The organism is Arthrobacter sp. LT660, assembly GCF_056172845.1.
This window is the reverse complement of record NZ_CM149651.1, coordinates 1604421-1628288: the sequence shown is the minus strand read 5'-3', so window position 1 is coordinate 1628288 and position 23868 is coordinate 1604421. Positions and strand designations below refer to the sequence as shown.

34 protein-coding genes are annotated in these 23868 nt (G+C 66.2%); 32 read left to right on the top strand and 2 right to left on the bottom strand.

What is annotated here, in order from left to right; all coding sequences use genetic code 11:
- The first annotated feature begins 109 nt into the window (after positions 1-109).
- Complete coding sequence (locus AC0QSG_RS07555; protein WP_475377159.1) at positions 110-3949, top strand: hypothetical protein; 3840 nt, start codon at positions 110-112, stop codon at positions 3947-3949.
- Between the two features lie 48 nt (positions 3950-3997).
- Here the strand turns inward: AC0QSG_RS07555 and AC0QSG_RS07550 are convergent, their stop codons facing one another.
- On the bottom strand, positions 3998-4375 hold the full coding sequence (locus AC0QSG_RS07550; protein WP_435728602.1) for a VOC family protein: 378 nt from the start codon (positions 4373-4375) through the stop codon (positions 3998-4000).
- A gap of 81 nt (positions 4376-4456) precedes the next feature.
- Here AC0QSG_RS07550 and AC0QSG_RS07545 point away from each other — a divergent pair, with 81 nt between their 5' ends.
- The 24 genes from AC0QSG_RS07545 (at position 4457) to map (ending at position 17868) form a co-directional block, all read left to right on the top strand.
- A complete protein-coding gene (locus AC0QSG_RS07545) occupies positions 4457-4603 on the top strand; it encodes a hypothetical protein (RefSeq protein ID WP_475377158.1) in 147 nt (48 codons plus the stop codon).
- 410 nt (positions 4604-5013) lie between these two features.
- A complete protein-coding gene (gene rpsJ, locus AC0QSG_RS07540; protein ID WP_003803825.1) occupies positions 5014-5322 on the top strand; it encodes a 30S ribosomal protein S10 in 309 nt (102 codons plus the stop codon).
- A gap of 18 nt (positions 5323-5340) precedes the next feature.
- Positions 5341-5994, top strand: a complete 654-nt coding sequence (gene rplC / locus AC0QSG_RS07535) for a 50S ribosomal protein L3 (RefSeq protein WP_435728600.1) — start codon at positions 5341-5343, stop codon at positions 5992-5994.
- 1 nt (position 5995) lies between these two features.
- Complete coding sequence (gene rplD / locus AC0QSG_RS07530) at positions 5996-6601, top strand: 50S ribosomal protein L4 (RefSeq protein WP_435728599.1); 606 nt, start codon at positions 5996-5998, stop codon at positions 6599-6601.
- Complete coding sequence (rplW, locus tag AC0QSG_RS07525; RefSeq protein WP_435728598.1) at positions 6598-6903, top strand: 50S ribosomal protein L23; 306 nt, start codon at positions 6598-6600, stop codon at positions 6901-6903. Before rplD ends, rplW begins: the two co-directional genes overlap by 4 nt.
- Before the next feature lie 30 nt (positions 6904-6933).
- The gene (rplB, locus tag AC0QSG_RS07520; protein WP_435728597.1) at positions 6934-7773 is read left to right on the top strand and encodes a 50S ribosomal protein L2; all 840 of its coding nucleotides are present in this window, start codon (positions 6934-6936) and stop codon (positions 7771-7773) included.
- 12 nt (positions 7774-7785) lie between these two features.
- Positions 7786-8067 (top strand): 30S ribosomal protein S19, encoded by a 282-nt coding sequence (rpsS, locus tag AC0QSG_RS07515; protein ID WP_435728596.1) that lies wholly within the window; start codon positions 7786-7788, stop codon positions 8065-8067.
- Between the two features lie 56 nt (positions 8068-8123).
- On the top strand, positions 8124-8489 hold the full coding sequence (rplV, locus tag AC0QSG_RS07510; protein WP_435728595.1) for a 50S ribosomal protein L22: 366 nt from the start codon (positions 8124-8126) through the stop codon (positions 8487-8489).
- Position 8490: 1 nt separating this feature from the next.
- Positions 8491-9321, top strand: coding sequence for a 30S ribosomal protein S3 (gene rpsC / locus AC0QSG_RS07505; protein WP_435728594.1), 831 nt, complete (start codon positions 8491-8493; stop codon positions 9319-9321).
- A complete protein-coding gene (gene rplP, locus AC0QSG_RS07500; protein ID WP_435728593.1) occupies positions 9322-9738 on the top strand; it encodes a 50S ribosomal protein L16 in 417 nt (138 codons plus the stop codon).
- Between the two features lie 3 nt (positions 9739-9741).
- Positions 9742-10071, top strand: a complete 330-nt coding sequence (gene rpmC, locus AC0QSG_RS07495; protein ID WP_435728592.1) for a 50S ribosomal protein L29 — start codon at positions 9742-9744, stop codon at positions 10069-10071.
- Positions 10071-10361, top strand: a complete 291-nt coding sequence (gene rpsQ, locus AC0QSG_RS07490) for a 30S ribosomal protein S17 (protein ID WP_435728591.1) — start codon at positions 10071-10073, stop codon at positions 10359-10361. Before rpmC ends, rpsQ begins: the two co-directional genes overlap by 1 nt.
- Before the next feature lie 339 nt (positions 10362-10700).
- Positions 10701-11069 carry a 50S ribosomal protein L14 gene (gene rplN, locus AC0QSG_RS07485; RefSeq protein WP_264270837.1) on the top strand — a complete coding sequence of 123 codons (369 nt, stop codon included), beginning with the start codon at positions 10701-10703 and terminating at the stop codon, positions 11067-11069.
- 2 nt (positions 11070-11071) lie between these two features.
- Entirely contained in the window at positions 11072-11434 is a 363-nt protein-coding gene (gene rplX / locus AC0QSG_RS07480; RefSeq protein ID WP_435728590.1) for a 50S ribosomal protein L24, read from the top strand.
- Positions 11434-12003, top strand: a complete 570-nt coding sequence (rplE, locus tag AC0QSG_RS07475; RefSeq protein ID WP_435728589.1) for a 50S ribosomal protein L5 — start codon at positions 11434-11436, stop codon at positions 12001-12003. The genes rplX and rplE overlap by 1 nt, the downstream gene beginning before the upstream one ends.
- Positions 12004-12065: 62 nt before the next feature.
- On the top strand, positions 12066-12464 hold the full coding sequence (rpsH, locus tag AC0QSG_RS07470) for a 30S ribosomal protein S8 (RefSeq protein WP_343900011.1): 399 nt from the start codon (positions 12066-12068) through the stop codon (positions 12462-12464).
- Positions 12465-12483: 19 nt separating this feature from the next.
- Entirely contained in the window at positions 12484-13020 is a 537-nt protein-coding gene (gene rplF, locus AC0QSG_RS07465) for a 50S ribosomal protein L6 (RefSeq protein WP_435728588.1), read from the top strand.
- Positions 13021-13022: 2 nt separating this feature from the next.
- Positions 13023-13394, top strand: a complete 372-nt coding sequence (gene rplR / locus AC0QSG_RS07460; protein WP_435728587.1) for a 50S ribosomal protein L18 — start codon at positions 13023-13025, stop codon at positions 13392-13394.
- Positions 13391-14116 (top strand): 30S ribosomal protein S5, encoded by a 726-nt coding sequence (gene rpsE, locus AC0QSG_RS07455; RefSeq protein WP_435728586.1) that lies wholly within the window; start codon positions 13391-13393, stop codon positions 14114-14116. Before rplR ends, rpsE begins: the two co-directional genes overlap by 4 nt.
- A gap of 2 nt (positions 14117-14118) precedes the next feature.
- A complete protein-coding gene (rpmD, locus tag AC0QSG_RS07450) occupies positions 14119-14325 on the top strand; it encodes a 50S ribosomal protein L30 (protein ID WP_435728585.1) in 207 nt (68 codons plus the stop codon).
- A 2-nt stretch (positions 14326-14327) separates the two neighbouring features.
- The gene (rplO, locus tag AC0QSG_RS07445; RefSeq protein WP_475377157.1) at positions 14328-14783 is read left to right on the top strand and encodes a 50S ribosomal protein L15; all 456 of its coding nucleotides are present in this window, start codon (positions 14328-14330) and stop codon (positions 14781-14783) included.
- Positions 14784-15051: 268 nt separating this feature from the next.
- Positions 15052-16356, top strand: coding sequence for a preprotein translocase subunit SecY (secY, locus tag AC0QSG_RS07440; protein ID WP_435728583.1), 1305 nt, complete (start codon positions 15052-15054; stop codon positions 16354-16356).
- Positions 16353-16931 (top strand): adenylate kinase, encoded by a 579-nt coding sequence (locus AC0QSG_RS07435; RefSeq protein WP_475377156.1) that lies wholly within the window; start codon positions 16353-16355, stop codon positions 16929-16931. Before secY ends, AC0QSG_RS07435 begins: the two co-directional genes overlap by 4 nt.
- Before the next feature lie 106 nt (positions 16932-17037).
- Complete coding sequence (map, locus tag AC0QSG_RS07430; protein ID WP_475377155.1) at positions 17038-17868, top strand: type I methionyl aminopeptidase; 831 nt, start codon at positions 17038-17040, stop codon at positions 17866-17868.
- A 101-nt stretch (positions 17869-17969) separates the two neighbouring features.
- Here map and AC0QSG_RS07425 read toward each other — a convergent pair whose 3' ends face one another.
- Positions 17970-18914: a hypothetical protein gene (locus AC0QSG_RS07425; RefSeq protein WP_475377154.1), complete on the bottom strand. Its 945-nt coding sequence runs from the start codon at positions 18912-18914 to the stop codon at positions 17970-17972.
- Positions 18915-19411: 497 nt separating this feature from the next.
- Between AC0QSG_RS07425 and infA the strand changes: the two genes are divergently transcribed.
- The 7 genes from infA to truA all read left to right on the top strand — a co-directional run bounded on the left by infA (position 19412) and on the right by truA (position 23681).
- Positions 19412-19633 (top strand): translation initiation factor IF-1, encoded by a 222-nt coding sequence (gene infA / locus AC0QSG_RS07420; RefSeq protein WP_068731548.1) that lies wholly within the window; start codon positions 19412-19414, stop codon positions 19631-19633.
- A gap of 78 nt (positions 19634-19711) precedes the next feature.
- On the top strand, positions 19712-19825 hold the full coding sequence (gene rpmJ, locus AC0QSG_RS07415) for a 50S ribosomal protein L36 (protein WP_030148013.1): 114 nt from the start codon (positions 19712-19714) through the stop codon (positions 19823-19825).
- Between the two features lie 159 nt (positions 19826-19984).
- Positions 19985-20359: a 30S ribosomal protein S13 gene (gene rpsM / locus AC0QSG_RS07410; protein WP_373971189.1), complete on the top strand. Its 375-nt coding sequence runs from the start codon at positions 19985-19987 to the stop codon at positions 20357-20359.
- 42 nt (positions 20360-20401) lie between these two features.
- On the top strand, positions 20402-20803 hold the full coding sequence (rpsK, locus tag AC0QSG_RS07405; RefSeq protein WP_435728579.1) for a 30S ribosomal protein S11: 402 nt from the start codon (positions 20402-20404) through the stop codon (positions 20801-20803).
- A 165-nt stretch (positions 20804-20968) separates the two neighbouring features.
- Entirely contained in the window at positions 20969-21979 is a 1011-nt protein-coding gene (locus AC0QSG_RS07400; RefSeq protein ID WP_435728578.1) for a DNA-directed RNA polymerase subunit alpha, read from the top strand.
- Positions 21980-22062: 83 nt separating this feature from the next.
- Entirely contained in the window at positions 22063-22620 is a 558-nt protein-coding gene (rplQ, locus tag AC0QSG_RS07395) for a 50S ribosomal protein L17 (RefSeq protein WP_435728577.1), read from the top strand.
- A gap of 107 nt (positions 22621-22727) precedes the next feature.
- Positions 22728-23681, top strand: coding sequence for a tRNA pseudouridine(38-40) synthase TruA (truA, locus tag AC0QSG_RS07390; protein ID WP_475377153.1), 954 nt, complete (start codon positions 22728-22730; stop codon positions 23679-23681).
- Positions 23682-23868: the final 187 nt, after the last annotated feature.

The window sequence follows — 23868 nt, the reverse complement described above, 5'->3', positions numbered from 1 at the left end:
CCCCCACGCGCCGATCCTCGGCGGCGTTGTCCACAGGGCGGGCCATCCGCTAGGCGAATCGCGACGGTTTGGCTATTCTCGGGACTAACTCTTCTGGACGGCGGATGGCGTGGACTTGGTATCAACGGGCGTGGCCATGGTGCTGGTCTTGATTGTCGGCGCGGGGCTGGCCGGATGGTGGGCCGGTCGCCGCGCGCTACGCCGGCCGGCTGCCGGCGGGGTAGGCACGGGGGAGTCGTCTTCCGCGCAGCGTGCCGCCTTGGCACGTGCCTGGCAGGAGGGGTACGACGCCGGCAGCGGCACCTCCGCGCGGACTTTCCCCGTGACCGTCCCGGCAGCCGCCCCCGCAGCGGGTGCGCCGGCCGCGCCGGAAAGCCAGGGCACGGCGGGATTCGCGGGTGGGCCCGCCACGGCCTTGCTGGGCGATCCGTCCGGTCCGTCTGCGAATATCCACACGGGACCGCCGGAGACCGAGCCGGAAGTGGCTCCGGGGGTGCCACCGCTCGGCCCGCCCCGCGGGTCCTGGGAGCCTCGGCCCCGAGAGCACGACCCGGAGCGGCGCGCGCTGCGGAACATCAACATCACGCTCTACGTCGCCGCCATGCTGTTGGTCGCCGCGGCTTCCCTGTTCATAGGGATCTCGTTCCCGGCGGGCGCGAAGTTCGCCGGTCTGGCGCTGCTCACCGCCGGCTTCTATGCGGGCGGCCTCGTGGTGCACGCCCGGAGCGACCGGCTCAGGCCCGCGGCCACGGCCTTTACGGGCACCGGACTCGCACTGATTCCCGTGACCGGCCTGGCGTTCTATCTGCTGGTGAGCGGAAACGCGGCGACGACCTTGCTCACCACGTCCGTCGTCGGGACGGCCGCGTTCGTCTACGCCGCGGCGCGGCTCCAGAGCAGGGTGCTCGCGGCGTTGTCCCTCACGTTCCTCGTCTCCACCGCCTGGTCCGGGGGAGCCGTGCTGAACCGTGGACTCGTGTGGTACTTCATGTTCACCATGTTGCTGGCAGCGGCCGCCACGGCGGTCGCGTATGCCAGGCCACGCTGGCTCACCAACATCTACGTGCGCGCGTTCACCACGGCACACCGCTATGTCGTGCCCGCCACGCTCGCGGTCGCCCTCCTGCTCCCGGGCGTACTGCGCACCCGCGACTACCTGCTGCTCACGCTCGCGGCAACCGCGTACTACGCGGCGGTGTCCTTCGCCGGTCCGGCCCGGGAGCGGCTGGCGAACATGTACGCGGGCCGCGCCGGCGCGGTGGCCGCCACCGCGTATTTGACGGCCGAGCTCGGGGCCGACACCACCGGGGTAGCCCGGACCGTCGCCGTGTTGCTGCTTTTCCAGGGACTTGCGGTGGTGCTCTATAGGGGGCACTACACGCGATTGCTTTCCGCCGAACCGCGGCCCGGATGGACGCGGCCCGGATGGACACGGGCCGGGTGGATTCGTGCCGAAGCGCTGCTGCTCTTCGCAGCCGGCATGCTGTTCGCGCTCGCGGGCAACGAACGGGGGCTCGCGGATGCGGCATCCGACCCGGTCTGGTGGTCGTTTAACTGGACCCTGCTCGTGGCCGTGGCGCTGGGTGTAGTCGCCGGCGCGCGTGGCGGTGTTTCCTTCCTGTGGGTTCCTCTCGTCGCGGGCGCTGCTGTTCTGCTCGAACCGTGGGACCCCTTGCCGTGGAGGCAGTCGCTGGTTCTGTCGTTGGCCCTTGCCCTGACGGTCGGAGCGGTCGCACGGGTGCAGGACCGGGCAGAGGCTCGAACGCTCACCACCCAGGCCCAAAACGTCGTCGTGCGCGTGCTGTTGCCGGTCGCGCTCGCCAGCGTGGCCGCGTCCGCGGCGTGGGCGTGGGCGTGGGCGTCCGTCTCGACGGGTCGCGTGGGAGTGGCGGACGGCGAGTTGCGCTGGTGGTGGACGGCCTTCGGCGTGGCGTGGCTGGCCGGCTCGGTTGCCGCCGCGTTTCGGCTACGCGCGGCGCGGACCCGCGCGCCGTTTGTGGAGGCCGCCCTGCTGTCGGTGGGCGTGGCGGCGGCATTCGTCGCCGTCGTGATGCTGGCGCCCGGTCCGCAGGGAATGTTGCTGGGCACCGTGGTCGCCGTGGCACTGGTCTCGGCGACGCTGGTGTTGGGTGTCCGCGGACGGGTTGCGCCGGCGCGCCACGGAGGCACGGGTCGCGGTTGGGTGCGCGGAAGCGGGCACGCCGTCGGGGCGCTCGGACTTGCCGGCGCCGTGGCGCTGAGCGGCGGCTTCCGGACGGAATGGGCGTTGGAGGCCGTGTTCGCCGCCGGACTGGCGTATTGCTGTGTGCGCGCCGGCTCGCCCGGACGGCCTTGGGACCGTGGCGCTTACGCGGCGGCGGGCCAGCTCTTCCTCACGTTCTGCGCGCTTCACATCGCCGACCGGTTCGACGCCGACATCCACGCCACGGTGGCGATCGCCACCGTGACGCTGGCCGCCGGCCAGGTGGCGCGGTTGCAGCTCACCGGCGGTAGCGGATCCCGGGGCGGGGGAGCCCGGGGCGCGGGAGAGCAGGGCGCGGAAGCCCTAGGCGCGGGAGCCCGCGGGAGAGGACGTTTTGGCGGGGGAGCGGCTCGAGGGATCGGATTGAACAAGGTGATGGGGTGGTCCGCATTCGGCGTCCTGCTTCTGACGCCCTTCGCCTATTGGCTGGGCACCGGATCCTGGGGCGGCGGTGTCTTCGGCCGCCTCGTGGGCGGCGGTTCCGGCGCGGACCGGGCGTCCCTGCTGGTGCAGCTGCTCTGCCTTGGCGTGTTCGGAGTGTTCTGGTGGCTCCGCGGTGCCACGCCCCGCACTGCCGTCGCGCACCGCTGGACGGTGTTGGCCGTCCCCGTGGCGGCGGCCGGCATCGCGGTCGTGCCGTCCGCGAACACCGGCATGCGCGTCGGCGGCTGGCTTCCGGCCGACTTGTGGGGCCCGCAGGTCGCCATCGCGCTGTTGGTGGCGATGGGGGCCGCCGCCATCGTGCACGAGGGACGGGACCGCGGCGGATCGTACCGGTGGCAGCGGGCCGCGGCGGCCGCGGGTTTCCTCGCGACGGCCCTTGCGGTTGCCCCGACCGAACCCGGGTGGCGCGCCGCCACGCTTTTCGCGGTGGCGGCGGGCTTCGCGGTTTTCGCACACACTTCGGGGGCGGCGTGGCTGCTGTTGGGCACGGCCGCGGCCCTGCCCGCCGCCCTCAACGCCGGGACACTGCAGGTGCTGTGGTTGCCGGACAACGGTTCGGTGACCGACGAAGCCCTGGCGATGTCCGCGGCGCTCGTGGCGGCCGGGCTGTTCCTCTACGCGACGCGGTGGGCTTGGTCCGGCGGGCACGCACGGTACGCGGCGCTCGGCGGCCTGGCCGACGTCGTCCTCGGCGGCGCCCTCGCGCAGGGGGAGCCCTTCCCCCTTGACGTCATCGGCCTGGCGCTGATCTCGGCCGCGGCCGTCGCCGCCGTCTTCGAGGCGCCGGCGGGCCGCCGAGTGGCGCCCGCGGAGGCCGCGTTCCTGCTGGTCGCGGCGTGTGCGCAGCGTTCCTGGTGGATCGTCGACGGTCCCCTCGGCTACTTCTGGGTGGCGCAGTACTGGGTCGTGGTCCTGGCACTGGTGGCCGGATACCACTTCGCCGTCCGGGACGCCGGAAGAGGTAGGCGCGGAACGGCGTACCTGTGCGTGGCGGCGGCGGTGCTCACCGCCACCGGCCCGACGACGCTCTTCGCCGACGGTTTCGCGGAACAGGCGTGGACGATCTGCGGCCACGCGGCCCTGCTGGCATTCGGCCTGCTGTCCAACCGCCGGCTCTTCGTGGTGTGGGGCGCCGTCGGGGTCGGACTCGCCGTCCTCTGGTACCTCCGCGGCTTCACCTTCCTGCTGCTGTTGTTCGTGGCGCTCGCGCTGATCGCCACCGCCGTCTGGCGGTTGACGCGGATCGGCAGGGCCGCCCCATAACCGGCCGCCCGTATCCGCCCGGCGCGCCGCGGCGCGATTCGTCCGCGGCTACAACGGCTGGTGCAGGCAGAGGAGATTGCCCTCCGTGTCCGCGAACCACGCCGTCTTGTGGTGCGGGGTCGTGACGATGTGGTCTTCGGTCTTGAGCCCGGGCTCGTCGTAGTCACGGAATACGACGCCGGCGCCCTCCAGGTTCCCGATCGCGCCGGGCAGGTCGTCGACCTGGAAGCTCAGTGCCGTGACGTCGGTCGGAACGACGTCGGGGCGCAGCATCAACTCGATCGCGGTCGAACCGTCGCTGGAGAAGAGCTGGCTCCCGTCGTCGAGCTCAGCGGTCGGCTCGAGTCCGAGGGTGTCCCGGTAGAAGGCCTTGGCCCGTTCCATGTCCTGTACGGGCAGAATCGCGGTCAACTTGCTGGTGCTCAACAATGCGTGTCCTCCTTGGCTGGCTGCTTGGGTCGCGGTGCGCGCTCACCAACAGGCTAGGACGCGACTAGGCTCGTGGCCATGGAAACGATGCTCTGGGTCCTGATCGGCGTCGCCGTGGCGGGGGTCTCCGCCGTCGTCTGGGGTCGCCGATACTTCCGCCGCGAAATCGACCGTGCCCGGCGCATCAGGCGCGCCCACCGCGGCGGCCGCGGGGACGGCAACTAGCAGCGACTGGCGCGGGCCCGGAATCCCGGGCCCGATTGGCGTTTGGACGCCCGATCTGCCAGACTAGACAAGTTGTTCAAGCGCCTCTCCATGTCTTGCGCTCGCCGCTCGGTTTACCGATAGCGGAGTCAAGGCCGGTTTCGACAGAGATTGCGTCCCGCCCGGGATAATGCCCGGGGCGGGGGCGGATACGACCGAGACGGTGGGGACCAAAACGGCCCACCCCCAATTCTTTCGGTTTGTGTAGCGGACAATCCGCGACACGCCCGACCGCGGGGGTCGGAGCTCCGACGGGGTGAGGAACCCGGATTCATCCGGATTCAGCCCGTGCGGGGAAGTGCCGGTCCGCAAGGACCCGTAGGGCACAGAAATGTACGTGAAGAGTGCTATCGAGAAAGAGGCATGACGCCATGGCGGGACAGAAAATCCGCATCCGGCTGAAGTCGTATGACCACGAGGTCATTGACGTTTCAGCACGGAAGATCGTTGAGACGGTCACGCGCGCAGGCGCAACCGTAGTCGGCCCAGTGCCGCTGCCGACGGAGAAGAACGTGTACTGCGTTATCCGTTCGCCCCACAAGTACAAGGACAGCCGTGAGCACTTCGAAATGCGCACGCACAAGCGTCTGATCGACATCATCGATCCGACCCCGAAGGCCGTCGACTCGCTCATGCGTCTCGACCTGCCGGCGGACGTCAACATCGAAATCAAGCTCTAGGGGAGGTGCTGAGAGACTATGACCGCAACCCGTAACATCAAGGGCCTGTTGGGCACGAAGCTCGGCATGACCCAGGTCTGGGACGAGAACCACAAGCTCATCCCCGTCACCGTCGTGCAGGCAGACTCCAACGTTGTGACCCAGCTCCGCAACGCGGACCGCGACGGCTACACCGCCGTTCAGATCGGCTTCGGCCAGATCGACCCGCGCAAGGTCACCAAGCCGCTGGCCGGCCACTTCGAGGCCGCAGGGGTCACCCCGCGCCGCCACGTGGTCGAGCTGCGTACCGCCGACGCCGATTCCTACGCCCTGGGCCAGGAACTCTCCGTCGAGCTCTTCGAGGCCGGCCAGAAGGTCGACGTCGTGGGCAAGTCCAAGGGTAAGGGCTTCGCCGGTGTCATGAAGCGCCACGGCTTCCACGGTGCTCCGGCATCCCACGGTGCCCACAAGAACCACCGTAAGCCGGGTTCCATCGGTGGCGCGTCCACCCCGGGCCGCGTCTTCAAGGGCCTGCGCATGGCTGGCCGCATGGGCGCCGAGCGCACCACCACGATGAACCTCACGGTTCACGCTGTGGACGCCGAGAAGAACCTCCTGTTGATCAAGGGTGCCGTTCCCGGCGCCCGCGGCAAGGTCGTCCTCGTGCGCACCGCCGTGAAGGGAGCAAAGTAACATGGCTATCTCCGCACTGAAGGTCGAGCTTCCCGCCACGATCTTCGACGTTCAGACCAACGTCCCGCTGCTGCACCAGGTTGTCGTGGCCCAGCTGGCCGCGGCCCGCCAGGGTACGCACAAGACCAAGACCCGCGCCGAGGTTTCGGGCGCAGGCCGCAAGCCGTTCAAGCAGAAGGGCACGGGACGCGCCCGCCAGGGCTCGATCCGCGCTCCGCACATGACCGGCGGTGGCGTGGTCCACGGACCGACGCCGCGCGACTACAGCCAGCGGACGCCCAAGAAGATGAAGGCCGCCGCCCTGCGCGGAGCCCTCTCCGACCGCGCCCGCCACGATCGCGTCCACGTGATCGAGACCCTGGTTGCCGGCAACACGCCGTCGACCAAGGAGGCCTTGGCCACCCTGCGCGCTCTCACCGAGCGTAAGAACCTGCTCGTCGTCATCGAGCGCGCCAACGATGTTGCCGCACTGTCCGTGCGCAACCTCGAAGACGTCCACGTCATCTACGTTGACCAGCTGAACACCTACGATGTTCTGGTCTCCGACGAGGTCGTCTTCACCAAGGCCGCTTACGATGCCCTGGTCAACAAGGAGGACTCCAAGTGAGCGCCGCCCTCTCCAAGTCTCCGCACGACGTCGTCATTGCACCCGTCGTATCGGAAAAGAGCTACGGACTGATCGACGAAGGCAAGTACACCTTCCTGGTCGACCCGCGCTCCAACAAGACCGAGATCAAGCTGGCGGTGGAGAAGATCTTCTCCGTCAAGGTTGACTCCGTCAACACCATCAACCGTGTCGGTAAGCGCAAGCGCACCAAATTCGGATGGGGATCCCGCAAGGCTACCAAGCGTGCGATTGTCTCCCTCAAAGAAGGCACGATCGACATCTTCGGCGGTCCGCTTTCATAAGCGGAGACCACTTTAACGAGGAATTAAAAAATGGGAATCCGTAAGTACAAGCCGACTACGCCGGGCCTTCGTGGCTCCAGCGTCGCCGACTTCGCAGAAATCACCCGGTCTACGCCGGAGAAGTCGCTGGTTCGCCCCCTGACAAAGTCGGGCGGCCGCAACAACTCCGGCAAGATCACCACCCGACACAAGGGTGGTGGACACAAGCGCGCCTACCGTCTGATCGACTTCCGTCGCCACGACAAGGACGGCGTGCCCGCCAAGGTCGCTCACATCGAGTACGACCCCAACCGCACGGCGCGCATTGCGCTGCTGCACTACATCGATGGCACCAAGCGGTACATCATCGCCCCCAACAAGCTCAAGCAGGGCGACCAGATTGAGGCCGGCGCTGGCGCCGACATCAAGCCTGGCAACAACCTGCCGCTGCGCAACATCCCCGTGGGTACCGTTATCCACGCCGTGGAGCTGCGTCCGGGTGGCGGCGCCAAGATGGCCCGTTCCGCAGGTGCGTCGGTGCAGCTGGTGGCCCGCGAGGGCCGCTTCGCGCAGCTTCGCCTTCCGTCCGGTGAAATCCGCAACGTCGACGTCCGCTGCCGCGCGACGATCGGCGAGGTCGGCAACGCCGAGCAGTCGAACATCAACTGGGGAAAGGCCGGCCGCATGCGCTGGAAGGGCGTTCGCCCGACCGTCCGTGGTGTCGCCATGAACCCGGTCGACCACCCGCACGGTGGTGGCGAGGGCAAGACCTCCGGTGGACGTCACCCGGTCAACCCCAACGGCAAGCGCGAAGGCCGCACACGCCTCGCGAACAAGGAAAGCGACAAGCTCATTGTGCGTCGCCGTCGTACCGGCAAGAACAAGCGATAGGAGCCTGGAGACATGCCACGCAGCCTGAAGAAAGGCCCCTTCGTCGATCAGCACCTGTTCCTTAAGGTCGCTGCTGAGAACGAAAAGGGCACCAAGAACGTCATCAAGACGTGGTCCCGCCGTTCGATGATCGTGCCCGACATGCTCGGACACACGATCGCTGTTCACGACGGCCGCAAGCACATTCCGGTGTTTGTCACCGAGTCGATGGTCGGGCACAAGCTCGGCGAATTCGCTCTGACGCGGACTTTCCGCAGCCACGTGAAGGACGACAAGAAGGGCAAGCGCCGCTAACCCGCGAGGGTTAACGAGTGCTTAGCACTTCTTCGATAGACGAGAGAAGGAAAGCAATGGAAGCCAAGGCAATTGCGCGTCATATCCGCGTAACGCCTATGAAGGCCCGGCGCGTCGTCGACCTTGTTCGTGGCAAGCAAGCGAATGAGGCTCTGGCGATTCTGAAGTTTGCCCCACAGGCAGCTTCGGAGCCGGTTTTCAAGGTAGTAGCGTCGGCCGTGGCAAACGCCCGGGTCGCCGCAGACCGCGACGGTGTCGCGTTTAACGACGACGAACTGATCATTAGCGAGGCGTTTGTCGACGAGGGCGCGACCATGAAGCGGTTCCGTCCGCGGGCCCAGGGCCGCGCGTTCCGCATCAACAAGCGCACCAGCCACATCACCGTGGTCGTCGCAACCCCGGAGAAGGGTGGGGAAAAGTAATATGGGTCAGAAAGTCAACCCGAATGGGTTCCGACTCGGCATCACCACCGACCACGTTTCGCACTGGTTCGCCGACAGCAACAAGCCCGGTCAGCGCTACAAGGACTTCGTCCGCGAGGATGTCCGCATCCGCGAGCTCATGACCGTTGGCATGGAGCGCGCCGGCATCGCGAAGGTCGAGATCGAGCGCACCCGTGACCGCGTCCGCGTGGACATCCACACGGCCCGTCCGGGCATCGTGATCGGCCGCCGCGGCGCCGAGGCAGACCGCATCCGCGGCGAGCTGGAGAAGCTCACGGGCAAGCAGGTTCAGCTGAACATCCTCGAGGTCAAGAACCCCGAGATCGAAGCTCAGCTTGTGGCCCAGGGCATCGCGGAGCAGCTTGCTTCCCGCGTGGCGTTCCGCCGCGCGATGAAGAAGGCCATGCAGTCCGCGATGCGCGCCGGCGCCAAGGGCATCCGTGTCCAGTGCGCAGGCCGCCTCGGTGGCGCCGAAATGTCCCGTAAGGAGTTCTACCGCGAAGGCCGCGTGCCGCTGCACACCCTCCGCGCGAACATCGACTACGGCAAGTTCGAAGCCAAGACCACCTTCGGCCGCATCGGCGTGAAGGTCTGGATCTACAAGGGCGACGTGACCGCCAAGGAGCTCGCGGCGCAGGCCGCGGCAGCTCCGGCACGTGGCCGTGGCGACCGTCCCGGCGGCGGACGTCCGCCGGCGGCCGGCGGAGACCGCCGTCGTCGTAACGACCGCAACACCGGCGCTCCGGCAACCGAGGGCGCTCCGGCGACCGAGGCTCCGGCCGCGGCGGCCGCAGAAGGAGGACAGGCTTAAATGCTTATCCCACGCCGAGTCAAGTTCCGCAAGCAGCACCACCCGACCCGTTCGGGCGCAGCGACCGGCGGCACCACGGTTTCCTTCGGCGAGTACGGCATCCAGGCGCTTACACCGGCCTATGTGACGAACCGCCAGATCGAGGCCGCTCGTATCGCCATGACCCGCCACATCAAGCGTGGCGGCAAGGTCTGGATCAACATTTATCCGGACCGCCCGCTGACCAAGAAGCCTGCCGAAACCCGCATGGGTTCCGGTAAGGGTTCGCCGGAGTGGTGGGTTGCAAACGTGAAGCCGGGACGGGTTCTGTTCGAACTCTCCGGTGTCACTGATGAAGTGGCCCGCGAGGCATTGCGCCTGGCGATCCACAAGCTTCCGTTGAAGGCACGCATCGTGCGTCGTGAGGGTGGTGAATAGGGAATGGCAATCGGATCCAAGGATCACGCAACCGAGCAGCTCGACGGTTACGACAACGGCCGCCTGGTCGAGGAACTGAAGAAGGCCAAGGAGGAGCTGTTCAACCTCCGCTTCCAGTCGGCCACCGGCCAGCTGGAGTCCCACGGCCGCCTGAAGATCGTCAAGCGCGACATCGCCCGCATCTACACGGTGCTGCGCGAACGCGAGCTTGGCATTCGCCAGGAAGTCGTCGTGCCGGTCGAGGAGACCTCCAAGAAGACCAAGAAGTCTTCGAAGAAGGCCGACGACGCCGCCGCAACCGAAGCCGCTGACGCGACCGAGGAAGCCAAGTAATGACCGAGAAGGAGAACGCAGTGGCTGAAGCTACCGAAGCTCGCGGTGACCGCAAAACCCTTCGCGGGTACGTGGTTTCCGACAAGATGCAGAAGACCATCGTTGTCGACGTTGAGGACCGTGTGAAGCACGCCCTGTACGGCAAGGTCCTGCGCCGCAACAAGAAGATCAAGGCCCACGACGAGAACGGAATCGCCGGCATCGGCGACCTCGTGCTCATCGCGGAGACCCGCCCCTTGTCCAAGGACAAGAACTGGCGCCTGGTCGAGGTTATCGAGAAGGCCAAGTAGCCTTTCCGTAGCCAAGTAGGACAACGTGGGACCCGAAGGAATGTGCATAGCACAGGATTTCGGGTCCCGCTGTTTTTAACGTAGACTTAATGGTCTGTGCGCTCTGCATGTCGAGACTATCCACCTTGCATGCAGGCACTCGTGCGCGGCGATCGGGTCTGACCCTCGCCGGCGCGCGGCACGGCTCCTCGGCGCATCGCCTCGGCCCTGCCTCCCCAGCAGACGCGTAACCCTCGGGTTCCGCTCCGTTTGGAGGTGGGGGTAAGCGACAGCCGGGGGTGGACCATATCCGTTCCGCAAGGCTCCCAGAGAGAACCAGCGAGACGACAGGAGTTAATAGTGATTCAGCAGGAGTCGCGACTCAAGATCGCCGACAACACCGGTGCTAAGGAAATCCTTACCATCCGTGTTCTCGGTGGATCCGGACGTCGCTACGCAGGCATCGGCGACGTCATCGTCGCCACCGTCAAGGACGCGATCCCTGGCGGCAACGTCAAGAAGGGCGATGTCGTCAAGGCGGTCATCGTCCGCACCAAGAAGGAACGTCGCCGCGTCGACGGTTCCTACATCAAGTTCGACGAGAACGCAGCCGTCATCCTCAAGGCCGACGGCGAGCCGCGCGGTACCCGTATCTTCGGCCCGGTCGGACGCGAGCTTCGCGACAAGAAGTTCATGAAGATCGTTTCCCTGGCTCCGGAGGTGCTGTAACCATGGGTGCAAACATCAAGAAGGGTGACCTTGTTCAGGTCATCACCGGTTCCAAGCAGGACCGCGGCGGCGACCGCGGCAAGCAGGGCAAGGTCTTGAAGGTCTTCAAGGAGTCGGAGCGTGTCCTCGTCGAGGGCATCAACCGCGTCACGAAGCACACCAAGGCCGGCCAGACCGAGCGCGGCACGAAGACCGGCGGCATCGAAGTTGTCGAGGCCCCGATCCACGTGTCCAACGTTGCGATCGTCGATCCGGAATCGAAGAAGCCGACCCGCGTTGGCTTCCGCGTCGAGACCGCGACCAAGAACGGCGTCGAGAAGACCGTGCGTGTTCGCTACGCCAAGGCTTCCGGGAAGGCACTCTAATGACTGAAGCAGCTGTGAAGACCCTCCCGCGTCTGAAGGCCAAGTACAACGACGAGATCCGCGCGTCGCTGAAGTCCGACTTCTCCTACACCAACGTGATGCAGATCCCCGGTCTGGTCAAGGTTGTCGTGAACATGGGTGTCGGCGAGGCCGCCAAGGACTCGAAGCTCATCGAAGGCGCCGTCCGCGACCTGACGTCCATCACCGGCCAGAAGCCGTTGGTGACCAAGGCCCGCAAGTCGATCGCACAGTTCAAGCTGCGCGAGGGAATGCCCATCGGCACGCACGCCACACTTCGTGGCGACCGCATGTGGGAATTCGTCGACCGCCTGGTGTCGTTGGCTCTGCCGCGTATCCGCGACTTCCGGGGCCTCAGCCCCAAGCAGTTCGACGGAAACGGCAACTACACGTTCGGCCTCACGGAGCAGTCGATGTTCCACGAGATCGACCAGGACAAGATCGACCGCGTCCGCGGCATGGACATCACTGTGGTGACCACCGCCAAGACCGACGACGAAGGCCGCGCGCTGCTCAAGGCGCTGGGCTTCCCGTTCAAGACCGACAACTAGATCAACTACGTTACAGGTCCGCCGTCGTGCGGAAACCGTAGCGAGGAAGGGCAGAAGCCCACATGACAATGACAGATCCAGTCGCAGATATGCTGACTCGTCTGCGTAACGCCAACTCGGCATACCACGACACCGTGTCGATGCCGTCTTCGAAGCTGAAGGTTCGCGTTGCCCAGATCCTCAAGGCGGAAGGCTACATCGGCGACTTCGTCGAAGAGGCCGCCGAGGTAGGCAAGAAGCTGACCATCAACCTGAAGTTCGGCCCGAGCCGCGAGCGTTCGATCGCTGGCGTCCGCCGCATTTCCAAGCCCGGCCTCCGCGTTTACGCGAAGTCCACCAACCTGCCGCACGTCCTCGGGGGCCTCGGCATCGCCATCCTGTCCACGTCCTCCGGACTGCTGACAGACCGCCAGGCTGCCAAGAAGGGTGTAGGTGGGGAAGTCCTCGCCTACGTCTGGTAACGGGAAGGGAGAAGAAACCATGTCACGTATTGGACGTCTTCCAATCACCGTTCCCGCCGGCGTCGAGGTCAAGCTCGATGGTTCGGTTGTCTCCGTCAAGGGTTCCAAGGGCGAGCTGAGCCACTCCGTGGCCAGCCCGATCTCCGTGGCGCTCGAGGAGTCCACCCTCACCGTCACGCGTCCGAACGACGAGCGCGCCTCGCGTTCGCTGCACGGCCTGACCCGCACCCTGATCTCCAACATGATCCAGGGCGTCACCGAGGGCTACACCAAGAAGCTCGAGATCCACGGCACGGGTTACCGCGTTGTGGCGAAGGGATCGAACCTCGAGTTCGCCCTGGGCTACTCCCACCCGGTCTCGGTTGAGGCTCCGGAGGGCATCACCCTGACCGCCGAGGGCGCCAACAAGGTCGTCGTCGCCGGTATCAGCAAGCAGCAGGTTGGCGAAGTTGCCGCCAACATTCGCAAGCTCCGCAGGCCGGATCCCTATAAGGGCAAGGGCATCCGCTATGAAGGCGAAGTTATCCGCCGCAAGGTCGGAAAGGCTGGTAAGTAACCATGGCTCTCGGAATCAAGGGTAAGAGCAAGGCTGCCGCCCGCGGCCGCCGCCACCTCCGCGTCCGCAAGCGGATCGAAGGCACCGAGGCGCGTCCGCGCCTCGTCGTCAACCGTTCCGCCCGCCACATCTTCGTTCAGGTTGTCGACGACAGCAAGGGCCTCACCGTGGCCTACGCGTCGACGATGGAAGCCGACCTGCGCGCTTTCGACGGCGACAAGACCGCCAAGGCAAAGCGCGTCGGCGAGCTCGCCGCGGAGCGTGCCAAGGCCGCCGGCATCGAAGCCGTTGTCTTCGACCGCGGTGGCAACCGGTACCACGGCCGCGTGGCCGCGGTCGCCGACGGAGCACGTGAAGGTGGGCTGGCACTGTGAGCGAAGCTACTAACGAGAAGGAAACTCAGGTGTCTGAAGCTACCGAGGCCGCATCGTCGACCACGACGGCGACGGCTGACAACGCCGGCGCACGTCGCGGCGACAACCGCGGCGACAACCGTGGACGCGGCGAAGGCCGTGGACGCGGAGAGGGACGTGGCCGCGGTGGCCGCGACTCGAAGGACAGCCGCAACGACGACAAGGACAAGTTCCTTGAGCGCGTTGTGAACATCAACCGCGTGTCCAAGGTCGTCAAGGGTGGACGTCGCTTCAGCTTCACCGCCCTGGTTGTTGTCGGAGACGGCAACGGCATGGTCGGCGTCGGCTACGGCAAGGCCAAGGAAGTTCCCGCGGCCATTGCCAAGGGCGTTGAAGAGGCCAAGAAGTCGTTCTTCCGCGTTCCGCGCGTCGGTTCGACCATCCCGCACATGGTGACGGGCGAGGCCGCCGCGGGCGTTGTCCTGCTGCGTCCCGCGTCCCCGGGTACCGGCGTTATCGCCGGTGGTCCGGTCCGCGCCGTCCTCGAGTGCGCCGGCATCCACGATGTCCTGTCCAAGTCCATGGGTTCCTCGAACCAGATCAACATCGTCCACGGAACCGTGGCCGCGTTGAAGGCACTCGAAGAGCCGGCGTCGGTTGCCGCTCGCCGTGGTCTGCCCCTGGACCAAGTTGTTTCGCCGCAGATGCTGCGCAACATCCAGAACCAGAAGGTTGGTGCGTAGTTATGGCAAAGAATTTTGTCCCTAGCGACTCCCAGCTGGTTATCACCCAGATCCGGTCCACCATTGGTGGCAAGCAGAACCAGCGCGACACCCTGCGCTCGCTCGGACTCAAGCGCATCGGCCACACCGTGGTCCGTACCGCCGATCCGGTGACCGTGGGCATGGTCAACAAGGTTCCGCACCTCGTAACGGTTGAGGAGGCGAAGTAGACATGGCTATCAAGGAAACCGCACTCAAGGTGCACCACCTGCGACCGGCCCCCGGCGCCAAGACCACCAAGACCCGCGTGGGTCGCGGTGAAGGCTCCAAGGGCAAGACCGCCGGTCGCGGTATGAAGGGCACCAAGGCGCGCTACCAGGTCAAGGCCGGCTTCGCCGGTGGCCAGTTGCCGCTGCACATGCGCCTTCCGAAGCTTCGCGGCTTCAAGAACCCGTTCCGGGTCGAGTTCCAGGTTGTCAACCTGGACAAGCTCGGCGAGCTGTTCCCGGAAGGTGGCGACGTCACCGTCGACGCCCTGGTCGAGAAGGGCGCCGTTCGCAAGAACCAGCCCGTCAAGGTCCTGGGCACCGGCGACATCACCGTCAAGGTGAACGTGAAGGCCAACGCCTTCTCGGCGTCCGCCAAAGAGAAGATTGCCGCTGCCGGCGGATCGGCGACCGAGCTTTAAGGTCCCCGTGATCCCACGGTTTGGCTGAGGTCCCTGACGGGCCGGGTTCGTCCCGGTCCGTCGGGGACCTTTTCTTTTGTCCCGCACGTTCGTTTCCCCGGCCCGCCGCGCGGTTCTTCCTTTACCTGCCGCGCGCCACATGGTCGGCCCGCCGCGTACGACGCCGGCGCGGTGCACCTTGCGGTGGCGGGGTGGACACTTTCTACGGGTAGACTCACAGAAGCCAATCTCGGCCCTGTGGCCGGAACCACATCTTTCAGGAGGACGCTTGCTCAGCGCCATTGCCCGGGTCTTCCGGACGCCTGACTTGCGACGCAAGTTGCTGTTCACGCTCGCCATCATCGCGATTTATCGCCTCGGCGTGTTCATCCCGACCCCCGGCGTCGACTACGGGAACGTCCAGCAGTGTCTTGCCGCGGGCAACACCACCGGCGGCCTGTACCAGTTCGTGAACCTGTTCAGTGGCGGCGCCCTGTTGCAGGTCTCGATCTTCGCCCTGGGCATCATGCCCTACATCACGGCGTCGATCATCACGCAGCTGCTGCGCGTCGTGATTCCCCGCTTCGAGGAGCTGCACAAGGAGGGCTCGGCCGGACAGTCGACTCTCACCCAGTACACCCGTTACCTAACCATCGCGCTGGGCCTGTTGCAGGCGACCACGCTGGTCTCGCTCGCGCGCAGCGGCAACCTGTTCCAGGGTTGCGGGCTCCCGATCGTGCCGGACGAATCCGTCCTGAACATCATCCTGATGGTCGTCACCCTGACCGCGGGCACGGGCCTGATCATGTGGTTCGGCGAGCTCGTCACGGAGCGCGGCGTCGGCAACGGCATGTCCCTGATGATCTTCGTGTCCATCGCCGCCGGCTTCCCGGCGTCCATGGGCGCGATCGCCAATACGCAGGGCTGGGGCGTCTTCGCCGGAGTCATCCTGATCGGCCTCGTCGTCGTCGCCCTCGTGGTGTTCGTCGAGCAGTCCCAGCGCCGGGTGCCCGTGCAGTACGCCAAGCGGATGGTGGGGCGCCGGACCGTCGGCGGAACGTCCACCTACATCCCGATCAAGGTCAACATGGCCGGTGTCATCCCGGTCATCTTCTCCTCGTCGATGCTGGCCCTGCCGAGCATGCTGGTGCAGTTCAACGCGCGTCCGGACGGCTCGCTGCCGGGCTGGGCGCTGTGGCTCCAGACGAACTTCAGCGGCAGCAGCCCGCTCTACATGGCCGCGTACCTGATGCTGACCATCTTCTTCACGTACTTCTACGTCTCGATCACGTTCAACCCCACCGAGGTGGCGGACAACATGAAGAAGTATGGCGGGTTCATCCCGGGCATTCGTGCGGGCAAGCCGACCGCCGAGTACCTTCAGTATGTGTTGTCGCGCATCACGTTCCCGGGCGCCATCTACCTGGGACTGATCGCGCTGACCCCGTTGATCGCGTTCGTGCTCATCAACGCGGACCAGAACTTCCCGTTCGGCGGCGTCTCCGTCCTCATCATGGTTGGTGTGGGTCTGGAGACCGTCAAGCAAATCAATGCCCAAATGCAGCAGCGACACTACGAAGGACTTCTGCGATGACTCGATTGTTGATCATTGGCCCGCCGGGTTCCGGCAAGGGCACCCAGGCGACCCGCATCTCCGAGCGCCTCGGCGTCGTGGCGATCTCCACCGGAGACATCTTCCGCGCCAACGTGAAGGAAGAGACCCCGCTGGGCCTCGAGGCGAAGAAGTACATCGACGCCGGCAACTTCGTCCCCGACGAGGTCACGAACCGCATGGTCCGCGACCGCCTGCTCCAGGATGACGTCCGCGACGGCTTCCTCCTCGACGGCTACCCGCGCACCTCGGCCCAGGTCGACGAGCTGGACAGCATCCTCGGCGAGGGAGGCCAGGAGCTCGACGTCGTGCTCCAGCTGACCGCGGACGACGACGAGCTGGTCCAGCGCCTGCTCAAGCGCGCGCAGATCGAAGGCCGCGCCGACGACAACGAAGAGGTCATCCGCCACCGCCTCGGCCTGTACCACGAGCAGACCCAGGTGGTCGTCGACCGCTACCTTGACCGCGGCATCGTGAAGTCCGTGGACGGACTGGGCGACATCGACGAGGTCACCGAGCGGGTCATGTCCTCGCTCGAGTCCTCGGACGCCACGTAGCGCACTTCAGCAAAACGGTACGACGACGGCAGCCCCCGCCCCACCGGCGGGGGCTGCCGTCGTCGTACGGGATAATGGAACGAAGCCAACCCGAAGGAATGACCACATGCAGTTCGGCCAGCCGAAGATCGAATACAAGTCCAACGCGCAGATCCTGAAGATGCGCGAGGCCGGGCTGGTCCTGGCCGAGGCGCTGGACACCGCCGTGGCCGCGGCGCGGGTCGGCACCACCACGGCCGAGCTGGACGCGCTGTTCTCCGGCGTCCTGGACAAGCACGGCGCGACGAGCAACTTCAAGGGCTACCACGGGTTCCCCGCGACCATCTGCGCCTCCGTGAACGACGAGGTGGTCCACGGCTTCCCGAGCGACTACGTCCTAGCCGATGGCGACGTGCTGAAGATCGACGGCGGCGCGATCATCGAGGGGTGGCACGCGGACTCGGCGCGCACCGTGATCGTGGGAACCGCGGATCCGGCGGACCAGCGGTTGTCGGACGTCACGCAAGAGGCGATGTGGCGGGGGATCGCGGCGCTCGCCAACGCGCGCTTCGTCGGGCAGATCGGCGACGCGATCGACGATTTCGTCTCCGCGCAGGAGGGCGAGCCGCTTGCGATCCTCGAGGACTACGTCGGCCACGGGATCGGCAGCGAGATGCACATGGCGCCCGACGTCCTGAACTACCGCACCGGGCACCGCGGCGCGCGCGTGAAGCCGGGCATGTGCCTGGCGATCGAGCCGATGCTCGTCCGCGGGGCGCTGGAGACGAAGGTGCTCGACGACGAATGGACCGTGGCGACCGTCGACGGGGCCCGCGCCTCGCAGTGGGAGCACACCGTCGCGGTGCACCTTGGCGGCATCTGGGTCCTGACCGCGCACGACGGCGGCGCGGCCGGCCTGGCGCCGTTCGGCGTCACCCCCTCCCCGCTCCGGCCCTAGCCCGTCCCGCCCCCGCCGCCCCTGCATCGGTGTCGGGGTAAGTGTTGGAAAGCCTCTCGGATTCCGACATGTATCCCGACACGGCCGCCGTGGTTCCGGGGTTATGCCGCCGACGCCAGTCCCTGACGGACCAATACGATGGCGCGGCTGAAACCGTTGGATGCGTCGGACCAATCCAACTTGATGTAGTTCCAACCACCAGCGGTAAACGCGCGGTCCCGTCGGTTGTCCACGCGGAGCTGTTCCGCCGTGCGGTGGTGCGCTCCGTCGTACTGAATGGCTAGTCGAGCCGAGCGGTATCCAAGGTCGCACGACGCGGAGAAGGGGTCACCGGGCTCGGCACGGATTTGGAGGTCGGGCTCGGGAAGCCCTGCGCGGATCAGAGCCAGCCTGAGTTTGGTCTCCATCGCGGAGTCCGATCCAACACGGACAAGTTCCAGCGCGGCACGGGCATTCCCGGAGCCGGGGAAGCCACGGTATCGATCCAGCAGCAGGTGCAGTTGCTCGCGCGTCGCAAGCGGCTCCTGCCTCGCCTCGAACTGCGTGTAGGGCTGGCGGACCAGCTGGTCACCGATGGCGACTAGATCGTCCTGACGGAGGGTCTGGGCCAACTCGAGCCAGGTTCGGGCTGGCGTGGAGATCGGCAGGATGCTGTGCGGCGGACCGTCGCTGGGTGCCGGGATGGTTGTGGTCCCGCCCTTGAACTGGCGGATGCGGTGGCAGGCAACTCCTGTGATTTCGAGTGGCCGGCTCCGGTATCGCGTCAGATGGAGCGGCCCGCCGGACTGGAGGCGGCTTGGAAGCCAAAGCCCGTGAACGCGGCCCGCCGTCAGATGCGACGTGAAGGATCCGTCGTGGATGAGGCACAGACCCGCAGCGACGGCCGCCTCGGATGGTGTTCCGGACCCCTGGAAGTAGAGGCGTCGGTGGAGGAGATGGACGTCGCCGGCGCGCAAACGGTTTGCCGGCACGCCCAGATCCTTCGCCTGCGAGAGCGTAAAGACCCGGTCCATGAGTTCGGCCGGCAGGGGAGAGGCTGTACGCATTCTCCGATTGTCGACGTCGGTTGAGGTCGATGCGCGGTTGTCCACAGGGTTTGGCGGGAGAGTCAGCCAACGCCAGGGGCGAGGAAGCCGGTTGGACGCGCCAAGCCGCCCCCTGTCCTCGCATCGATGTCGGGGTACCTGCAGGAATCCGTTCCGCATTCCCACACTTACCCCGACACCGATAGGAGCGGCGACGGTGGGAGCTGAGGCGGGGGAGCGGGGCGGGGAGACGGCGGTGGCGACGGGAGACGGTAGCGGCGGACGACGGCGGACGACGGCGGACGACGGAGGTCGCGGCTTCGTCGCAACTGGGTCCCGGGAGGGGGTCCGGCCGATTCGCCATCAGGGACGTAACCGGGTAGGCTTGCTTGTTGGTTGTCTCTACGCCTATGCCCAAAACATCCGCTCCAAGTGAACGGCTGGGGCAGGCGTGCGGAACAACCGAAATCTATACAAGCCGGAAGCATTAGCGACCGGCACAAACGTTAGCGGAGGATATGGCCAAGAAAGAGGGTGTCATCGAGGTAGAAGGCACCGTGTCGGAGGCACTGCCCAATGCGATGTTCCGCGTTGAGCTTCCGAACGGACACGTGGTACTTGCCACTATCTCGGGAAAGATGCGTCAGCACTACATCAGGATCCTCCCGGAGGACCGCGTAGTGGTGGAACTCAGCCCGTACGACCTCAACCGCGGCCGTATCGTCTACCGCTACAAGTAAGGCCGGAGTCCCCGGATCCCCGGGCGACGAAGGTAGCCACAGCTCCACTGAAAACAGCAACCGCAAAGGAACAGTGCCTTGAAGGTCAACCCTAGCGTGAAGCCGATCTGCGAAAAGTGCAAGGTGATCCGCCGCAACGGTCGGGTCATGGTGATCTGCGAAAACCCACGCCACAAACAACGCCAGGGCTAATTTCCGCACGGAAATCCAGACCTGCGCGTAGTTGAGTAATTACGGCAGCACAGCGTCCACTACGCGGGACGCACACCCCCGGGCACGGAGGCCGGGGACCTGGAAACAGGGATTGTGCTGCTCCACACCTCCGCGAATAACGTAAGGAAGACAACCAATATGGCTCGTCTCGCTGGCGTAGACATCCCGCGCGAAAAGCGCGTGATCATCGCGCTCACCTACATCTACGGCGTGGGCAAGACCCGTGCAGAACAGACCATTGCCGAGACCGGGATCTCCCCGGACACTCGTGTCAAGGACCTCACCGACGCTGAGCTTCTCCAGCTGCGTGACTTCATCGAAGGCAGCTTCAAGGTCGAGGGTGACCTCCGTCGTGAAGTGGCTGCCGACATCCGCCGCAAGGTCGAGATCGGCTCCTACGAGGGCATTCGCCACCGCAAGGGCCTGCCGGTCCGCGGACAGCGCACCAAGACCAACGCCCGTACCCGCAAGGGTCCGAAGCGCACCGTCGCCGGTAAGAAGAAGACCCGCTAGAAATAGCGGATCCCATAGCCAATTCATTCGTAGGAGTAAGCAATGCCCCCAAAGACTCGTGGAGCGGTGCGCAAGCCGCGTCGCAAGGACAAGAAGAACATCGCGCTGGGCCAGGCGCACATCAAGAGCACGTTCAACAACACCATCGTGTCCATCACGGACCCGACCGGTGCCGTCATCGCCTGGGCTTCCTCGGGCGAGGTCGGATTCAAGGGCTCGCGCAAGTCGACCCCGTTCGCCGCTCAGATGGCCGCCGAGGCTGCCGCCAAGCGCGCCCAGGAACACGGCATGAAGAAGGTCGACGTGTTCGTCAAGGGACCGGGCTCCGGTCGCGAAACGGCCATCCGCTCGCTGCAGGCCACCGGCCTCGAGGTCGGGTCCATCCAGGACGTGTCCCCGAGCGCCCACAACGGCTGCCGCCCCTCGAAGCGTCGCCGCGTCTAAGTAGCCCACGTTCGGCGCGTGTTGCCGTCGTGTTCCAAGGAGCACGACGGCGGCGCGCGCCACACGCGGCCCACTGACCGACCAAGACGACCGCCTTCGCGGCAGACGTCGTTTCCACCCCCTGTGTTGCGTCATATAGCGGATGCTCGCTGAAAGGAAATGTAAGTGCTTATTGCACAGCGCCCCACCCTTACCGAAGAAGTAGTAGCGGAGAACCGGTCGCGGTTCATCATCGAACCGCTGGAGCCCGGCTTCGGCTACACCCTGGGCAACTCGCTTCGCCGCACGCTCCTGTCCTCCATTCCTGGTGCAGCTGTCACCAGCGTTCGGATCGACGGCGTGCTGCACGAGTTCACCACCGTTCAGGGTGTCAAGGAAGATGTCACCGAACTCATCCTGAACATCAAGAACCTGGCTGTGTCCTCCGAGCACGACGAGCCCGTCGTCGCCTACCTGCGCAAGCAGGGCCCCGGCGTCGTCACGGCCGCGGACATCACGCCGCCGGCCGGCGTCGAGTTCCACAACCCGGACCTGCACATCGCGACGCTGAACGCGAAGGGCAAGTTCGACATGGAGCTGACCATCGAGCGCGGCCGCGGCTACGTTTCCGCGGCGCAGAACAAGAGCTTCGATGCAGAGATCGGCCGCATCCCGGTCGACTCCATCTACTCGCCCGTTCTGAAGGTGACCTTCCGCGTGGAGGCCACCCGTGTCGAGCAGCGCACCGACTTCGACAAGCTGATCGTCGATGTCGAAACCAAGGATTCCATCGTGCCGCGCGACGCAGTCGCCTCCGCCGGAACCACCCTGGTCGAGCTGTTCGGTCTGGCCCGCGAGCTCAACTCGGCCGCCGAAGGCATCGAGATCGGCCCGTCCCCGACGGACGCCGCACTCGCCGCCGACATGGCGCTGCCGATCGAGGACCTGGAGCTGACGGTTCGCTCGTACAACTGCCTCAAGCGCGAGGGCATCCACACGGTGGGCGAGCTTGTTGCCCGCTCCGAGGCTGACCTCATGGACATCCGCAACTTCGGCGCGAAGTCCATCGACGAGGTGAAGGCAAAGCTGATCGAGCTGGGTCTTTCCCTGAAGGATTCCCCTCCAGGGTTCGATCTGGCCGCCCGTGCCGCAGCCATTGAAGAGGACGAAGCCGCCTACGGCGACGAAGAGGTCTAAAGCCGCCTTCGAAGTAATGTACTTTGCCCGTGTTCCCGCGCCGTGAGGCGCGGGGCGCGGGCACCATATGAGGAGAAAAACCAATGCCTACCCCCCCTAAGGGAAAGCGCCTCGGAGGCGGAGCTGCCCACGAGCGCCTCATGCTCGCCAACCTGGCCGCCCAGTTGTTCGAGCACAAGAGCATCACCACCACGGTCACGAAGGCCAAGCGCCTCCGTCCGTACGCCGAGCGCCTCGTCACCTTCGCCAAGCGCGGAGATCTGGCGTCGCGCCGTCGTGTCCAGGCCGAGATCGCGTCGCGCAGCCGCACCAACAAGAGCGTCGTCCACGAGCTGTTCGTGAACATCGCCCCGCTGGTCACCGAGCGCGACGGCGGCTACACCCGCATCACCAAGATCGGCAACCGCAAGGGCGACAACGCTCCCATGGCAGTCATCGAGCTGGTGCTGGAGCCCGTCTCCGCGAAGCAGGCAGTCGTGAAGGAAGCGGAGAAGGCAGCCGCGAAGTCCGCTCCGGTTCAGGAGGCGCCGGTCGAGGAGACCGAGGCCACCGAGGCTGAGGCAGTGGAGACCGAGGCCGCAACGGCCGAGGCCCCCGCAGCCGAGGAAACGGCAGCCGACGAGGACAAGACCGCCAAGTAGGCAGTCGCTTCCGTTCCTTTGTGAACGCATGATGGAACCCGTCGACCATTCGGTCGGCGGGTTCCTTTGCGTCCGGGCGGACCCGGGCGCCGCATAGAATCGGGGGCATGGACTTCTCCCCTTCCGAAGGCGTCGATCCCCATGCGCTGGCGGGGGTTTCGGTCCCGGACAGTACGACGCCGGAGCCCGCCACCGTCCGCATCCGCCTGACGCTGGCCTACGACGGCTCCGGGTTCTCCGGGTGGGCCGTCCAGCCCGGCCGCCGCACCGTGCAGGGCGCGCTCGAGGAGGCCCTCGCGCTCCTGTTCCGCCGGCCGGTCCGCACGGCCGTCGCCGGCAGGACCGATGCCGGCGTCCACGCCCGCGGGCAGGTGGTCCACTTCGACCTCACCCCGGCCGAGTTCGCCGGGCTGCCTCGGGGCAAGGACGTGGCGCCGGAGACCGCACTGCTGCGCCGCGTGCGCGGTGTGGTTTCGCGCATCGGGGGAGCCGTCGTCGTACATGCCGCCGGCGTGGCCCCCGCCGGGTTCGACGCCCGCTTCTCCGCGCTGTGGCGCCGCTACTCCTACCGGATCGCCGATGGCGAGGAGCGCTGGGATCCGCTCACGCGCAACGACACGCTGTGGCACCCGCGCGCCCTGGACGCGGATGTCCTCAACGCGGAGGCCCGCGCGATGACCGGCCGCCACGACTTCCTCAGCTTCTGCAAGCCGCGCGAGCGCGCCACCACCATCCGAACGCTCGAGGAGTTCGGCTTCGCCCGCGGGGCGGACGGGATCATCGTCGCCCACCTGCGCGCGGACGCGTTCTGCCACAACATGGTGCGCGCGCTGATCGGCGCCGCGCTCATGGTCGCGGACGGGCGGCAGCCGGTCGGCTGGATGGAGGCGCGCCTCGGGGAGCGGGTCCGCGACGCCAAATCGTTCCTGTCAGCGCCGCACCCCCTGGTCCTGGAGGAAGTCGCCTACCCGCACGACGCCGGGGTGGCGGACCGCGCGGAGCTCACCCGCGCGCGGCGTCAACCGGGCGACGTCGGACGGCTGGGCGACATCGCTTCGTGAGGCGACACGCCGAGTGCCGCGCCGCGCGACACGCCAGACGAAAAGCTGTCACAAGAGAAGCACGAGTCACATGAGTCCCTTCTAAAACGCCTGTTTCTGGGCGAGTCGCCTACGACACGCCGGATCATAGTGCATATGTAGTGCGCGATGGCGCATTTGCGGATATTCTTTTATTAGAAATCAATCG

Coding starts and splice junctions, on each gene's coding strand:
- rplR (WP_435728587.1), top strand. CDS start 13,023: ATGGCTCTCGGAATCAAGGGTAAGAGCAAGGCTGCCGCCCGCGGCCGC.
- rpmC (WP_435728592.1), top strand. CDS start 9,742: ATGGCAATCGGATCCAAGGATCACGCAACCGAGCAGCTCGACGGTTAC.
- rpsM (WP_373971189.1), top strand. CDS start 19,985: ATGGCTCGTCTCGCTGGCGTAGACATCCCGCGCGAAAAGCGCGTGATC.
- rplC (WP_435728600.1), top strand. CDS start 5,341: ATGACCGCAACCCGTAACATCAAGGGCCTGTTGGGCACGAAGCTCGGC.
- rplP (WP_435728593.1), top strand. CDS start 9,322: ATGCTTATCCCACGCCGAGTCAAGTTCCGCAAGCAGCACCACCCGACC.
- AC0QSG_RS07425 (WP_475377154.1), bottom strand. CDS start 18,914: ATGCGTACAGCCTCTCCCCTGCCGGCCGAACTCATGGACCGGGTCTTT.
- rplQ (WP_435728577.1), top strand. CDS start 22,063: ATGCCTACCCCCCCTAAGGGAAAGCGCCTCGGAGGCGGAGCTGCCCAC.
- rplF (WP_435728588.1), top strand. CDS start 12,484: ATGTCACGTATTGGACGTCTTCCAATCACCGTTCCCGCCGGCGTCGAG.
- AC0QSG_RS07545 (WP_475377158.1), top strand. CDS start 4,457: ATGGAAACGATGCTCTGGGTCCTGATCGGCGTCGCCGTGGCGGGGGTC.
- rplE (WP_435728589.1), top strand. CDS start 11,434: ATGACTGAAGCAGCTGTGAAGACCCTCCCGCGTCTGAAGGCCAAGTAC.
- rpsQ (WP_435728591.1), top strand. CDS start 10,071: ATGACCGAGAAGGAGAACGCAGTGGCTGAAGCTACCGAAGCTCGCGGT.
- AC0QSG_RS07435 (WP_475377156.1), top strand. CDS start 16,353: ATGACTCGATTGTTGATCATTGGCCCGCCGGGTTCCGGCAAGGGCACC.
- truA (WP_475377153.1), top strand. CDS start 22,728: ATGGACTTCTCCCCTTCCGAAGGCGTCGATCCCCATGCGCTGGCGGGG.
- rplX (WP_435728590.1), top strand. CDS start 11,072: ATGGGTGCAAACATCAAGAAGGGTGACCTTGTTCAGGTCATCACCGGT.
- rpmD (WP_435728585.1), top strand. CDS start 14,119: ATGGCAAAGAATTTTGTCCCTAGCGACTCCCAGCTGGTTATCACCCAG.
- rplV (WP_435728595.1), top strand. CDS start 8,124: ATGGAAGCCAAGGCAATTGCGCGTCATATCCGCGTAACGCCTATGAAG.
- rpsH (WP_343900011.1), top strand. CDS start 12,066: ATGACAATGACAGATCCAGTCGCAGATATGCTGACTCGTCTGCGTAAC.
- rpsK (WP_435728579.1), top strand. CDS start 20,402: ATGCCCCCAAAGACTCGTGGAGCGGTGCGCAAGCCGCGTCGCAAGGAC.
- rpsC (WP_435728594.1), top strand. CDS start 8,491: ATGGGTCAGAAAGTCAACCCGAATGGGTTCCGACTCGGCATCACCACC.
- rplB (WP_435728597.1), top strand. CDS start 6,934: ATGGGAATCCGTAAGTACAAGCCGACTACGCCGGGCCTTCGTGGCTCC.
- infA (WP_068731548.1), top strand. CDS start 19,412: ATGGCCAAGAAAGAGGGTGTCATCGAGGTAGAAGGCACCGTGTCGGAG.
- rpsJ (WP_003803825.1), top strand. CDS start 5,014: ATGGCGGGACAGAAAATCCGCATCCGGCTGAAGTCGTATGACCACGAG.
- map (WP_475377155.1), top strand. CDS start 17,038: ATGCAGTTCGGCCAGCCGAAGATCGAATACAAGTCCAACGCGCAGATC.
- rplO (WP_475377157.1), top strand. CDS start 14,328: ATGGCTATCAAGGAAACCGCACTCAAGGTGCACCACCTGCGACCGGCC.
- rpsS (WP_435728596.1), top strand. CDS start 7,786: ATGCCACGCAGCCTGAAGAAAGGCCCCTTCGTCGATCAGCACCTGTTC.
- rplD (WP_435728599.1), top strand. CDS start 5,996: ATGGCTATCTCCGCACTGAAGGTCGAGCTTCCCGCCACGATCTTCGAC.